At 65.6% G+C, this 13425-nt stretch carries 13 protein-coding genes, 1 tRNA gene and 4 pseudogenes; 11 read left to right on the top strand and 7 right to left on the bottom strand.

What is annotated here, in order from left to right; all coding sequences use genetic code 11:
* Positions 1-152: 152 nt before the first annotated feature.
* Positions 153-1040 carry a VapE domain-containing protein gene (locus AAFL97_RS00600; RefSeq protein ID WP_341643348.1) on the top strand — a complete coding sequence of 296 codons (888 nt, stop codon included), beginning with the start codon at positions 153-155 and terminating at the stop codon, positions 1038-1040.
* A gap of 159 nt (positions 1041-1199) precedes the next feature.
* Here AAFL97_RS00600 and AAFL97_RS00595 read toward each other — a convergent pair whose 3' ends face one another.
* From AAFL97_RS00595 to AAFL97_RS00570, 6 genes and pseudogenes are all read right to left on the bottom strand, one after another.
* Entirely contained in the window at positions 1200-1544 is a 345-nt protein-coding gene (locus AAFL97_RS00595; protein ID WP_341643281.1) for a hypothetical protein, read from the bottom strand.
* 202 nt (positions 1545-1746) lie between these two features.
* Positions 1747-2445, bottom strand: a complete 699-nt coding sequence (locus tag AAFL97_RS00590; protein ID WP_341643280.1) for a hypothetical protein — start codon at positions 2443-2445, stop codon at positions 1747-1749.
* Between the two features lie 36 nt (positions 2446-2481).
* Positions 2482-3216, bottom strand: a pseudogene (gene socA / locus AAFL97_RS00585) (type VI toxin-antitoxin system SocA family antitoxin); the annotation flags it as partial.
* A gap of 142 nt (positions 3217-3358) precedes the next feature.
* Positions 3359-3434 (bottom strand) — tRNA-Thr (locus AAFL97_RS00580).
* Positions 3435-3678: 244 nt separating this feature from the next.
* Positions 3679-3981 (bottom strand): hypothetical protein, encoded by a 303-nt coding sequence (locus AAFL97_RS00575; RefSeq protein WP_341643279.1) that lies wholly within the window; start codon positions 3979-3981, stop codon positions 3679-3681.
* Entirely contained in the window at positions 3978-4268 is a 291-nt protein-coding gene (locus AAFL97_RS00570; protein WP_341643278.1) for an alpha-hydroxy-acid oxidizing protein, read from the bottom strand. Before AAFL97_RS00570 ends, AAFL97_RS00575 begins: the two co-directional genes overlap by 4 nt.
* A 521-nt stretch (positions 4269-4789) precedes the next feature.
* Between AAFL97_RS00570 and AAFL97_RS00565 the strand changes: the two genes are divergently transcribed.
* Positions 4790-5824 carry a hypothetical protein gene (locus tag AAFL97_RS00565; RefSeq protein ID WP_341643277.1) on the top strand — a complete coding sequence of 345 codons (1035 nt, stop codon included), beginning with the start codon at positions 4790-4792 and terminating at the stop codon, positions 5822-5824.
* Positions 5825-5867: 43 nt separating this feature from the next.
* Positions 5868-6065: a hypothetical protein gene (locus AAFL97_RS00560; protein ID WP_341643276.1), complete on the top strand. Its 198-nt coding sequence runs from the start codon at positions 5868-5870 to the stop codon at positions 6063-6065.
* 52 nt (positions 6066-6117) lie between these two features.
* On the opposite strand, the gene ppk2 is transcribed toward AAFL97_RS00560, so the two are convergent.
* Positions 6118-6999 (bottom strand): polyphosphate kinase 2, encoded by an 882-nt coding sequence (gene ppk2 / locus AAFL97_RS00555; RefSeq protein ID WP_341643275.1) that lies wholly within the window; start codon positions 6997-6999, stop codon positions 6118-6120.
* Positions 7000-7142: 143 nt separating this feature from the next.
* On the opposite strand from ppk2, the pseudogene AAFL97_RS00550 reads away from it, so the two are divergent.
* The 8 genes and pseudogenes from AAFL97_RS00550 to pstB all read left to right on the top strand — a co-directional run.
* Positions 7143-7955, top strand: a pseudogene (locus AAFL97_RS00550) (histidine kinase dimerization/phospho-acceptor domain-containing protein); the annotation flags it as partial.
* Positions 7956-8269: 314 nt separating this feature from the next.
* Positions 8270-8440 carry an ATP-binding protein gene (locus AAFL97_RS24405; protein ID WP_445954438.1) on the top strand — a complete coding sequence of 57 codons (171 nt, stop codon included), beginning with the start codon at positions 8270-8272 and terminating at the stop codon, positions 8438-8440.
* A gap of 189 nt (positions 8441-8629) precedes the next feature.
* Positions 8630-9662 (top strand): annotated as a pseudogene (locus tag AAFL97_RS24400) (substrate-binding domain-containing protein).
* A gap of 81 nt (positions 9663-9743) precedes the next feature.
* On the top strand, positions 9744-11231 hold the full coding sequence (gene pstC, locus AAFL97_RS00535; protein ID WP_341643271.1) for a phosphate ABC transporter permease subunit PstC: 1488 nt from the start codon (positions 9744-9746) through the stop codon (positions 11229-11231).
* Entirely contained in the window at positions 11228-11674 is a 447-nt protein-coding gene (locus tag AAFL97_RS00530) for a DUF3333 domain-containing protein (protein WP_341643270.1), read from the top strand. The genes pstC and AAFL97_RS00530 overlap by 4 nt, the downstream gene beginning before the upstream one ends.
* Positions 11656-11706, top strand: a pseudogene (locus AAFL97_RS24395) (hypothetical protein); the annotation flags it as partial. The gene AAFL97_RS00530 and the pseudogene AAFL97_RS24395, both read left to right, overlap by 19 nt.
* Before the next feature lie 91 nt (positions 11707-11797).
* Entirely contained in the window at positions 11798-12562 is a 765-nt protein-coding gene (gene pstA, locus AAFL97_RS00525; RefSeq protein WP_341643269.1) for a phosphate ABC transporter permease PstA, read from the top strand.
* Between the two features lie 61 nt (positions 12563-12623).
* Entirely contained in the window at positions 12624-13424 is an 801-nt protein-coding gene (gene pstB, locus AAFL97_RS00520) for a phosphate ABC transporter ATP-binding protein PstB (protein ID WP_445954437.1), read from the top strand.
* The last annotated feature ends 1 nt before the right edge of the window (position 13425 follow it).

Here is a 13425-nt window from a genome sequence, read left to right as displayed (position 1 = left end):
GTGCCTACCATCCTGTCATCGACTATCTGGACGGGCTGGTATGGGACGGTGTTCCGCCGCCTTGACACATGGCTTAGCGATTATTGCGAGGCGGACGACACCGAACTCAATCGGGAGTTCGGCGCGCGGTTTGATCGGCGGCGTACGGCAGGATCAAGCAGCCCGGCGTCAAGTTCGACACCATGTTGGTCTTGGAAGGCCGTCAGGGTGTCGGCAAATCGCGTCTGGCGGCGCGGCTTGCCGTTCGTGACGAATGGATCTGCGGCAATCTTAACCTGAATGCGGACGCCAAGACCAAGGCCGAGCTTGTCTCTCGCGCGTGGATTGTCGAATGCCAGGAACTCGACGGCGCGCGCAAGGCGACACTTGACGCGATCAAGGCATTCCTCGCCACGCCTATAGACACCTATCGGCCTGCCTATGCCCACTGCCGGTTCTTTCCCCGGCATTGCGTGATTATCGGCACGACCAATGAGGACGCCTATCTGCGCGATTCGACCGGGAACCGACGGTACTGGCCGGTGGAGAGTCGGCAGCATCGACATCGAGGCCTTCAGCCGCGACGTGCATCAGCTATGGGCCGAGGCGGTCGTGCGGGAGCAGGGCGGCGGGCGATCACCCTGCCTCGTCATCTATGGCAGGTTGCCGACGAGCTTCAGGCCAGCCGCATGATCGAGGACCCTATCGGCATCGTGCTGGAGGGCGCATTTGGCGAGCGCACGGGCCGGGTGTCGATGGAGAGCGTCAAATTGCTTCTCGGCTACGAGGCCGGGCGCATGTCCGCCGGCGAGTTCCAGCGCATTACCGGCGCGATGACGACGCTGGGGTGGGAATACGGGACCCACAGGCTCCACGATCTCGGCCGCACGGGGCGAAGCGCCCGTAAGGGGTTTGCGCGCGGCAATGCCGACGAGCAGGGGACTGGAATGGGTCGCCAAACGCGTCGAGGGCGGCATCGCCGTCCTTCAGGCTGTAGGCGAGCCCACGGATGCGGGCAGCCCGTTTTGACGGCCCCGTGTAACCTGCAGCCTGTAGCCTAACAGGCTGCAAGACCTATAGCGGCTGGGGCAGGGGGAGTTGACTACTCCCCCTGCCTCTTTTGTGTGTTTGAACCTTAAGTTACAGGTACAGGTAACAGGCATTGTAGCCGTGCCGACTGCGGGGTGGGCAGTGAGGCCGGCAAGGCTCGCCAGATGCCCTTAGCGGCCCTCCAGAGCGCCGCTGGCGCACGGGTTGGGCATGTAGGGGTGGTGTGGGGGGCGTTGCCGCATCCGGCGGCCCTCCAGACGGCCTCCGAGGCCGCGGTACCCGACAAACGCCTTCAACATCTTTGCGGCCCGGTCTAGCTGGTCGTCGTTCATCCGGGAGAGGGTGCGGTGAATATCGGTTAGAAGCGATGCCCGCTCCCCGGTGCCCAGCATGGCGTCGGCGCCGAACAGGACGGGCGCGGGAATGTCGAGTGCAGCCGCAGATTTTACCTCGGCCGTCTCGAAAAGCGGCGCGGCGACACCTCGCTCGATCTTGCCGATAGTCTCGCGAGACATACCGGTCTGCCCGGAAAGCTGCTCAAAGGGTCCAGCCCTTGGCTTTCCGATGATGACGCACATTCGCGCCGAATAGTCGTTGAAGCTCCATGCGCACACCTCTTTCGAAGAGGGCGGCAACGCGGTACGCAAATCGAGAAATGGGAGCTTTGCATTCTCAAAACTGAGAACTATAAATTCTCATTAATGCCAAACAGAGATTCTATGGTTCAGTTCTCGATGGTTGGTGATATTCTCCTAAAAGGCCGTAAGCTGGCTGCTGGTCGCCTTCTTTGGCGGTCAGGTGCTCATCTTTATCGGTCTGATCCTGCGGATGATCTGGACGTACTCGATAAAGCCGAGGCTGATCCCCGCCGCTGAAATCGACCACCGCGTGGCCGATGATATTATCGCCAGCTATCCCGACCCCGAACTTGAGGCGTTCGCCCGCCACGAGCGCGCGTGGTACGACAGCGACGGCGCGGAGCAGACCTATTGGTATCGGGTGCGGAAGGCCGTCAGGCGGCGGCTGGAAGGGCACTGGGCGCATCCAGCCGAACAGCGGGCCGTGACCGCCGCCAGCGGCCTTGCGGCACACCTCGTCCTCGCGGGCCTCGCTGACCTCCCGCCGGATGTCGTAGGTCTCCCGCACCATCCGGTCGAGCTGGTCGAAGTCGAAGAGTTCGACGCCCTCGTCGGTGCTCAGCTTCACGGGGCGCTGGTCTTCGACAGCTTCGCCGAACTGAACGATGCCGAGCCGAGCGGCAGCGAAGTCTGGATTCGCCACCCGGATATGCTCGTGCATCATTGAGAAGACGAAACGTCTGGCCGCTGCCGTCAGACCCTTGCCGCGTCTGGGATCGATGAAGATCACCAGCGGCGCACCTTCCAGCGCCGTCACCATCGGCAACCAGTATTCCACCTTCTCGCCGACGCTCAGCGGCAGCGGGAAGAAGACTTAGGAGCGGCTGCGCAGGGCATTGCAGCGGGCGAAGTCGTGCAATCCCTTGGCGACGAGCAGATTGGCGTTGCACTCGTCGTCGGACGTCGCCTTTGCCCGGATCAGCCGTTCAAGAACCGGCCATGCGGTCGGATCGGCGGCGGCGAACATATCGGGCTGGACATTGAAGATATCGGCGAACCGGGCACGTACCGGCTTGTAGGTGATCGTCGGATGCCCGAGCTTGAAATGCTCAAGGGCGCGGCGCTGGTCTGTCGGCAGCGGGGCTATGCGGGCAAGGTCGATCTCGCAGGTAAGCGGCGTATCTTCATCCGGTTCTCCCGCGACCAGGGCCGCGCCAATGGAAACCTTGTGGAACTTGAATCGGTTAACGATCACATCATCGGGGATTCGCAACCCCAGCGCAACAGACGTTCTGCCTTTGTCCGCAATGTAATCCCAAGGCGCGCCCTTGGCATGGGAGATGTCCACCAGCCGCCCCGGCGATAGCTGCCCGTATGACGACATGATGCGTGCCAGATGGCGACGAATGGTAGGGTCGTCGGGAAGGTCCAGCGCATGGCGCTCACCGGTCATCACGTTTTGCCCGGTGGCGCGGAAGTTGATAGGAGAACTGCCAGCGGTCTTGAAAGCCGAGTAGGCGGCAGGATGCACCGGCCCATATTGCCATGCCTCGAAATAGCCGCTGACCAGAGGTCGCTTGGCTTCGATGAGGAAGATGGAGTGGGCGAAGTAGAGGAGTTTTGCAGTGCAAGATTGGTGACCTTGATCCCCGACCGGTCAGCCTCTCTCGTCCAGCATGAGGTTGGCGACGGCTCTCGGATCGTATGGACCACCGGTCATCTGCGCACTTTGACTTCCTCAGGCTGGGAAGTGGTGCCGCTTGCGTGACTCGAACACGCGACCCCATCATTACGAATGATGTGCTCTACCGACTGAGCTAAAGCGGCTTAACCCTTCACACACGGCCATGCTATGGCCCTACTAACTTACACTCACCAGCCTAACTCACTGGCCTCACACCTCATTCTCTAGCGGACCCGCTAATTACGAATGATGTGCTCTACCGACTGAGCTAAAGCGGCCCTTTTCGGTCCCGAAGCGTGTCGGAACGCGATGGGTGCGCTGATAACCGCAATGCGAGGAGATTTCAAGCGGGGGAGTTACAACTTCGTCACTTTTCCCGCGCGGCCCTCACGGGCGGGCGCAAAGGCAGGCGCGGGCGGCGGCGTATTCCTCTTCCAGCCGGGCTACGAGCCGGGCGACCGGGACGACCGCGTTCACCGCGCCGATGCCCTGGCCGCAGCCCCAGATGTCCTTCCAGGCGCGAGGGCCGTCGCCCGTTGCCGCCGCGAAATCCATCTTCGAGGGATCGGCTTCCGGAAGGTGGTCCGGGTCCATGCCGCTCGCGGCGATGGAGGGCTTCAGGTAGTTGCCGTGAATGCCGGTGAAATGGCTGGTATAGACGATGTCGGCGGCCGCGCTGTCGACGATCATCCGCTTGTAGGCCTCGCTCGCGCGCGCTTCCGGCGTGGCGATGAAGGGCGAGCCGATAAGGCCATGTCGGCGCCCATCGCCTGCGCGGCGAGCACGGCGCCGCCCGTCGCGATTGCGCCGGACAAAAGCAGCGGACCGTCGAACCAGGCGCGGATCTCCTGCACCAGCGCGAAGGGCGACAGCGTGCCGGCATGGCCGCCGGCGCCCTCCGCCACCGCGATCAGCCCGTCTGCCCCCTTGCGGATGGCGGAGCGGGCATGCCGGTCGTTGATGACGTCGTGCAGCACGATGCCGCCATAGGAATGGATCGCCGCGTTGACCTCCCGGCACGGCGCCGAGCGAGGAGATGGCGATCGGCACCTTGTATTTCACGCACAGGCCGAGGTCGTGCTCCAGCCGCCGGTTGGACTTGTGGACGATCTGGTTGACGGCGAAGGGGCCGCCGGCCGGTCCGGATGGTGCGCGTCGTGGGCGGCGAGCGTCTCGGTGATCTCGGCGAGCCATTCGTCGAGCTGCGATTGCGGCCGGGCATTGAGGGCGGAAAGGCGCCGACGATCCCGGCCTTGCACTGGGCGAGCGTCAGGCGGGGATGGGAGATGATGAAGAGCGGCGCGCCGACCACGGGCAGTCGAAGCTCGTCCTGGAGGATCGCGGGTAGCGCCATTGGGATTCCTGTCCGATCTGACCTTTACGAAAACGTCAAAAGCCTATCAGCGGAGCCGGGGCGTGAAAAGGGGTGCAGGGTGCAGCTGCCATCCCCGACCCGTGCCGGAAGGGTCGTCCGCGGCCTTGCTATCGGCGGACAAGCGTGGCCGGGGCGGCCGAAAGGCTTGCGCAAATCCCGCGCAAACGTTACGCAAATGCTAACAAGCGCCGGAAAGTAAAGCTCTTTCCACATCTGTTTCCCGGCCGCGGCTTTCGCGGCCTTGGAAAGGTCGAACGTGAGCGGACTGGAGACGGCAATCAGGAACGCGCTGGCGCGTTCGAGCGCGCCAATCCCGAGGTGCGCGCCCGGATTTACCAGTCGGCGCGCAATGCGCTGGAGGCGGGCCTGCGCAAGCAGGAGATCAACGACCCGGAGACCATCGCCGCGCAGCGCCACCGCCTGGAGGCGACGATCCACCAGATCGAGGCGGAGGAGCGTGTGGCGCCCCCGGCCGTCGAGCCAGTCCGTGACGAGCGGCTGGAGCCCGCCGGCAAAGCCGGGTCGAGCCCGGATACGGGAGACACAGGCGCGGCGCGAGCCGGAATTGACGGCCGAGCGCCCGCAACCGCAACAGGCGGCGGCAGCGGAAACGACGGCGGCGGGCGCGGGGACGAGCGATATCGGCGCGATCCGCCCGGACCGCGGGGACGGTTTTCCGCCGGCGGCGTCGCGCAGACACCGGCAAGCGCGCGGACGACCGATTTCCGGCCGGAGCGGGTGGCGAAGGCGCGCAAGCGGCGCGGCCGCTTCTTCTCCTTCCTGCTCGTGGCCGCCACGCTGATCGCCGGTTTCGGCACCGCCGCCTGGTGGGTGCAGACGAGCGGCCTCCTCGATCCGCTGCCGGACGAGGATGGCTCGGGAACCGTCTCGGGCGGTTCCTTTTCCGGCGAGGACCCGCTCAAGAGGGCGCTCGACACCCAGAGCCGCTTCTCCGCGGAATGGCGCGAGATTTTCTCCCCGCCGATACGGGCAGCCTTTCGGCGGGTCCGCAGGGCAGGGCGGAATCCGTCGGCACCAGCGAGGGGCCGGCGGCGCGCATCACCTCGTCCAACCCCGAGCGCGACGGCGCGGTCCTCGTGCCGGTCTCTCCGGCGATCCTCGGCGAATTGGCCGGCAAGACCTCGACCGTGGCGCTGACCGTCCAGTCGGTGAGCGGCAAGCCGGTGCAGATTTCCGTGGAATGCGCCTTCTCCACCATGGGCGGCTGCGGGCGGCATCGCTTCACGGTCGCGGAGCGGACGGACGCGCGCTGTTCCAGGTCGAGTTCGACCGCGCGCTCTCGCCGAGCGAGGACGGCCATCTCGTCGTCAACACGGATGTGGCCGGCGACGGCGCGAGCGTCAACCTCTTCGCCGTGCGCGTCCTGCCTGGGGAGTGATCCCCGTTTCTTCGAGATCGCGAAAACGCTGCGCGCTTTTGCTGGAAATGCACTACTTGAGGAAGCCGGGGCCGAAGCCCAGGAGCTTCTCGTCGATCACGCTGATCGACTTCTTGTCCTTGCCCTCGTAGTCGAGCGTCTTCAGCATGTGGCGGATGACGTTCAGCCGCGCGCGGCGCTTGTCGTTGGCGCGCACGACGGTCCAGGGCGCATGCTCGGTATGAGTCTCCTTCAGCATGCGGTCGCGCTTGCTCGTATAGTCGTCCCACTTGCCCAGCGAGGCGATGTCCATCGGCGAGAGCTTCCAGATCTTCAGGGGATCGTGGCGACGGTCATGGAAGCGCTTGAGCTGCATCTCGCGGCCGATATTCAGCCAGAACTTGAAGAAATGGATGCCCTCGGAGGTGATCAGCTTCTCGAAGCGCGGCGTCTCCTTGAGGAACTTCTCGTATTGCTCGGGCGTGCAGAAACCCATGACCGGCTCGACGCCCGCGCGGTTGTACCAGGAGCGGTCGAACAGGACGAATTCGCCGGCCGTCGGGAAGGTCGCGACATAGCGCTGGAAATACCATTGCCCACGCTCCGTCTCCGTCGGCTTCGTCAGGGCGACGATGCGGGCGGAGCGCGGGTTCATGTAGGACATGGTGGCGTGGATGGCGCCGCCCTTGCCGGCCGCGTCGCGGCCCTCGAAGACCGCGATGACCCGCTTGCCCGTCGCCTGCAGCCAGAACTGCACCTTGACCAGCTCGATCTGGAGCCGCTTCAGCTCGGCCTCATATTCCTTGTTGGGGAGCTTCTTGTCATAGGGATAATCGTCCGAGCCGAAGGCCTTCTTCTCCACCCAGTCGGGCAGGACGGGGTCGTCTATGTCGAAACGGCGCGCCTTGCCGCCGATCTCGAGGTCCACGGCCCTGCTTTCGCTCGCTTGCGCCATTGCTTGCTCCCTGTGCGGCCGGTCGCCGGCTCTCTGTTCCCGGCAAGGTGGCCACATCCGCATTGCGAATTCAAGCCGGCCGTGAAAAACATGTCATCAAGTCGCGATATCGATAGGGAATCGATGTCGCGGCGGAGGTTGACATGTTCGCGAGGGAATGGACGGCGGTGACGGACGAGCGCAGGCCGGTCGGCTGGGTGCTGACGCAATTGTGGGGCGAGCGGGTTCTGGTCGCCGCGGCCGTCTTCGTCGGCTTCCTGATGTGGGCGGCCGGGGTGCCGGTCGGCTGGGTCTTCTTCGGCGTGCTGCTCCTGATATTCGCCGGCCTGATGCGCATCGACCGCACGGCGTCCGGCACGCTCGGGCAGGCCGAGGCCGTCGCCGCGCCGCCGGCGGACGTGGCGGAAGAGCCGCTGGACGGGCTCGCGCCCTTCGCCGCCGTGCTCGACGCGCTCGATACGCCGGCGCTCCTGCTTTCGCCGCGCGAGGCGATCCGGCTCCAGAACCAGGCGGCCGAGGCGCTGCTGGGGGCGCTCCCCCGCAACGGCGACCTCGCCGGCCGCGCGCGTGCGCCCGTCATCCTCGACATGGTGCGCGAGGCGATCGGCTCCGGCGTCGCCCGGGAGACGGAATATGCCGAGCGCCTGCCCTCGGAAACGGTCTATATCGTGCGCATCGCGCCGCTGGCGCATCGCTGGGCCGATCCGGCGAGCGAGCCGCTCTGGCTCCTGACCTTCCGCGACGTCTCGCAGGCGCGCCGCATCGAGCGGATGCGCTCCGATTTCGTCGCCAATGCCAGCCACGAGCTGCGCACGCCGCTCGCCTCGCTGCGCGGCTTCATCGAGACCCTGCAGGGGCCGGCGAAGAACGACGCGAAGGCGCAGGAGCGCTTTCTCGGCATCATGCACGAGCAGGCCACCCGCATGAGCCGCCTCGTCGACGACCTCCTCTCGCTGTCGCGGCTGGAAATCCGGCCGAACCTGACGCCGGGGCAGACCGTCGACCTCGCCTCCATGCTCGGGCATGTCCGCGACAGCCTTCAGCCGCTCGCCGCCGATCTCGGCGTCGAGGTGAGCCTGCACCTGCCCGGCCATCCGGTCACCGTCACCGGCGAGCGGGACGAATTGCTGGAGGTCTTCGAGAACCTGGTGGAGAACGCCTGCAAATACGGGCAGGACGGCAAGCGGGTCGACGTGGTCCTGTCGGGCGGCGAAGGCGAGCCGGCGGAGGTCAGCGTGACGGACTACGGCCCGGAATCCCGCCGGAGCATGTGCCGCGCATCACCGAGCGATTCTACCGCGTCAATGTCGAGGCGAGCCGCACCCGCAAGGGCACCGGGCTCGGCCTGGCGATCGCCAAGCATATCCTGACGCGCCACCGCGCGCGCCTCGTCGTCAGATCCGAGGTCGGCAAGGGAACGGTCTTCACCGTGAAGTTCTGACACATAGGCCGTATCTGGCGATGGGTTGATCGAAATAGTCGTTCCATTTCAATCGCTTGACCTGTCATAAATGTTTCGTGGAACTGACATAAAACCGCAGGGGAAGGCGGTCTAGAGAAAGGGCGCCGATCGACGGCAAGCGAGCGCTGAAAGACGCGCTTCCACCACGTTCTCTTTGGGAGACCCCAGATGAAATCCCTTAAGCTCACCGTTGCGGCGCTCGTTGCTTCCGCCGCTTTTGCCGGTGCCGCCGCTGCGCGCGACCAGATCCAGATCGCCGGCTCCTCGACCGTTCTTCCCTATGCGAAGATCGTCGCCGAAACGTTCGGCGAGACGCTGCCCGATTTCAAGACGCCGATCGTCGAGTCCGGCGGCTCCTCCGGCGGCCTGAAGGAATTCTGCAAGGGCGTCGGCCCGAACACGATCGACATCGCCAATTCCTCGCGCGAGATCAAGGAAAGTGAAGTCGAGGCCTGCAAGGCAGCCGGCGTGACCGAGATCCAGGAAGTCCGCATCGGCTATGACGGCATCGTCTTCGCGACGGATGCCAGCAATGCCGATCTCACGCTGGAGCCGAAGGACCTCTATGAGGCGCTGGCCGCCGAGGTCGTCGTCGACGGCAAGCTCGTCGCCAACCCGCATCGCAAGTGGTCGGACGTCAATTCCGCGCTTCCCGATGCGGAAATCGCCGCCTATATCCCGGGCGAGAAGCACGGCACGCGCGAAGTCTTCGAAGAAGATCCTCGCCCAGGGCTGCGAGGATGCCGGCGCGAGCGAGGCCATCAAGGCCATCGTCGCCGACGAGAAGGACCAGCACGCCAAGTGCGTCGCCGTCCGCAAGGACGGCCTCGCGGTCGATATCGACGGCGACTATACCGAGACGCTCGCCCGCATCGACGCCAACAAGTCCGGCATCGGCGTCTTCGGCCTGTCCTTCTACGAGAACAATGCCGACAAGCTGAAGGTCGCCACCGTCGGCGGCGTCGTTCCGTCCACCGAGGCGATCGCCTCGGGCGAATATCCGGTTTCCCGCCCGCTGTTCTTCTACGTCAAGAAGGCCCATCTCGGGGTCATCCCCGGCCTCAAGGAATATGTCGAGTTCTTCACGAGCGACGACATGATCGGTCCCGACAGCCCGCTCGCCGAATACGGCCTCGTCGCCGCGCCGGACGCCGAGCGCGAGGAGATCCGCAAGGCCTTCGAAGACGGCAAGATCATGTGATGGACGGCGGCCGGCGCGGAAACCGCGCCGGCCGCGCGCCGATCGGTCGGGCGGACGATTTTCGCCGGGAGACTTTCCTTCATGAGCATTTCCATTCTTCTGCTGATCGTCGCGGCCATCGGCGTGGCGGGCTATCTTGCCGGTCGCTGGCGCGCCAACGCGCTGGCCGGCGGCAGGCTGTCCAGCCTTCATTCCCGCCCCGGCTACTACGGCTCCTTCGTCGCCATCTGGGCCATCCTGCCCGCGCTCGCGCTGATGATCGTCTGGATGATCGCGAGCCCCGCCTATATCGGCTCGACTGTGCGCGGCGGCTTTCCCGAGGCGGTGAAGGCCGAGCCGCAGGCGACGCAGAACCTCAACTACAACATGATCGGCGCCATCGCCCGGGGCCTGCGCCTCCTCACGCCGGAAGAGCGCGCGGCGCTTTCCGCCGGGGACGGTGCTGCGGCCCGCGCGGCGCTCGCCGGCAAGGGCGTGCCGCTCGCCGCCGATCCGGCGCCCTACATGATCACCGCCGCCGCCGACCTCGACCGCATGACGACCGCGAGCGCGACCATGCTGCTCGCCGGGGTCGTCGCGGCCGCCCTGCTCGGCGGCGCCATCGCCTACCGCGCGGTCGCGCCGCGCTTTCGCGCCCGCAACCGGGTCGAGGGCGTGATGCTGGCCGGCCTCGTCGGCGCCTCCTCCATCGCCATCCTGACGACCGTCGGCATCGTCGCTTCCATGCTCACCGAGGCCATCCACTTCTTCAACATGGTGCCGGCGTGGGAATTCTTCTTCGGCACGGTCTGGGACCCGCGCTTCGCCGCCGCCGGGGCGACGGATTCCTCCGGCCAGTTCGGCCTGATCCCGCTGCTCGCCGGCACGCTCTACATCGGCTTCGTCGCCATGGTCGTCGCCGTCCCGGTCGGCCTCTTCGCGGCCATCTACATGTCCGAATATGCCTCGGCCCATGTGCGCTCGGTGGCCAAGCCGCTGATCGAGGTCCTGGCCGGCATCCCGACCATCGTCTATGGCTTCTTCGCGCTCGCCACCGTCGGTCCCTTCCTGCGCGACATCTCCGCCCAGTTGAACGGGCTGGTCACGGGCAGCTATGCCAGCTTCATCCAGGCGCAGAGCGTGCTGACGGCGGGCTTCGTCATGGGCATCATGCTGATCCCCTACGTCTCCTCGCTGTCCGACGACATCATCACCGCCGTTCCGCGCGCGCTGCGTGACGGATCGCTCGGGCTCGGCGCCACGCGTTCGGAGACGATCAAGCGCGTCGTGCTGCCGGCGGCGCTCCCGGGCATCGTCGGGGCGCTGCTGATGACCGCCTCGCGCGCCATCGGCGAGACGATGATCGTCGTGCTGGCCGCGGGCGTGGCCGCGCGCATGCAGCTCAACCCCTTCGAGCCGATGACGACGGTCACGGTGAAGATCGTCAATCAGCTGACGGGCGACCTCGAATTCACCTCACCGCAGACGCTGGTCGCCTTCGCCCTCGGCATCACGCTTTTCTTCATCACGCTTTGCCTCAACATCTACGCCCTCTACATCGTGCGTAAGTACCGGGAGCAGTACGAATGAGCCACGTCACCACGGGTTCCCGGATGGCGGATGTCGCCTCGGTTTCCGCCCGGCCCGAACGCCGCGATATCGGCCTTCGCCGCCGCTACGCCGCCGAACGCCGCTTCCGCCTCTACGGGATGGCCGCCGTCGGCTTCGGCCTCCTTTTCCTCTTCCTCCTGCTGACGTCGGTGATCTCCAAGGGCTACACCGCCTTCCAGCAGACGATGATCACCATCCCGGTCGAGTTTTCCGAGCAGGTCATCGACAAGGACAACGCCCGGGCCACGAACCCGCAGAAGCTGATGACGGCCAACTATCCGGTCGTGGCGCGCGATGCGCTCGCCAAGGTGCTTGGCGTGGACGAAGGCGACCGCGCGGCGATGCGCGAGGTCGGCGGCATGGTCTCCGACAGTGTCCGCGTGCAATTGCGCGCAACATCGTCATGGCCGATCCTTCGGTGATCGGCCGGACGCTGCCCGTCTCCATCCTGGCGCACGGCAACGTCGATTCCGCCTTCAAGGGGCAGATCAACCTCGAGGTCAGCGAGAAGAACCGCAAGGTCTCCGACCGCCAGGTCGGCCTGGATGAACCAGCTCGCCGAAAGCGGCGCGCTCGCCAAGCATTTCAACACCGGCCTCTTCACCAACGGCGCCTCCAGCCGTCCCGAAGCCGCCGGCGTCGGCGTCGCCCTCATCGGCTCGCTCTACATGATGCTGATCGTGCTCGTGCTGTCCTTGCCGATCGGCGTGGCCGCCTCCATCTATCTGGAGGAATTCGCCCCGAAGAACCGCTTCACCGACCTGATCGAGGTGAACATCAACAATCTCGCGGCCGTGCCCTCCATCGTTTACGGTCTCCTCGGCCTCGCCGTCTTCATCAACTTCGCCGGCTTCCCCCGCTCGGCGGCGCTGGTCGGCGGCCTCGTGCTGACGCTGATGACGCTGCCAACCATCATCATCGCCACCCGCGCGGCGCTGAAGGCCGTGCCGCCGTCGATCCGCGCCGCAGCACTCGGCCTCGGCGCCTCGAAGATGCAGACGGTCTTCCACCACGTCCTGCCGCTGGCCATGCCGGGCATCCTCACGGGCACCATCATCGGTCTCGCGCATGCGCTCGGCGAGACGGCGCCGCTGCTCCTGATCGGCATGGTCGCCTTCGTCGCGGACATGCCGGCCACGCCGCTCGATCCGGCGACGGCCCTTCCGGTGCAGATCTACATGTGGGCGAACGAGGCGGAACGCGCCTTCGTCGAACGCACCTCGGGAGCCATCATCGTGCTCCTCATCTTCCTCATCCTGATGAATGTCGGGGCAATCCTGTTGCGCCGCCGCTTCGAACGGCGCTGGTAGAAGGAGCGGTCAAATGAATATGATGTCGGATGCAGCAGTCGAGAAAGCGCTGGATAAGAAAATGAACGACGTTTCCTACAAGATGATCGGCACGGACGTTTCGGTCTATTACGGCGAAAAGCGCGCGCTTTACGACGTCAACCTGAACGTCCGGGAAAACACGGTGACGGCGCTGATCGGCCCCTCCGGCTGCGGCAAGTCGACCTTCCTGCGCACGCTCAACCGCATGAACGACACGATCGACGGCTGCCGCGTGACCGGCGCCATCACGCTCGACGGCGACGATATCTACGATCCGGCGATCGACGTGGTCGAGTTGCGCGCGCGCGTCGGCATGGTGTTCCAGAAGCCGAACCCCTTTCCCAAGTCGATCTACGAGAACGTCGCCTACGGCCCGCGCATCCACGGCCTGGCGCGCGGCAAGGCGGAGATGGACGCCATCGTCGAGCGCAGCCTGCAGAAGGCCGGCTTGTGGAACGAGGTGAAGGACCGGCTCCATGAGTCCGGCACGGGCCTGTCCGGCGGCCAGCAGCAGCGGCTCTGCATCGCCCGCGCCGTCGCCGTCAGCCCCGAGGTCATTCTCATGGACGAGCCCTGCTCGGCGCTCGACCCGATCGCCACCGCCCGCGTCGAGGAGCTCATCCACGAACTGCGCGCCAATTTCACCATCGTCATCGTCACGCACTCCATGCAGCAGGCCGCTCGCGTCTCGCAGCGCACGGCCATGTTCCACCTCGGCCAGCTCGTCGAGGAGAACGAGACGGACAAGATGTTCACCAACCCGGACGACCAGCGCACGCAGGGACTACATCATGGGCCGCTTCGGCTGATGCCGGCCTGTCGCGAAACCCGGGCGTATTGAG

Origin of the sequence: Thauera sp. SDU_THAU2 (genome assembly GCF_038260575.1) — a bacterium.
GTDB lineage: Bacteria > Pseudomonadota > Gammaproteobacteria > Burkholderiales > Rhodocyclaceae > Thauera.
The sequence above is the reverse complement of the archived record's forward strand: the minus strand, read 5'-3'. Positions and strand labels throughout refer to the sequence as shown.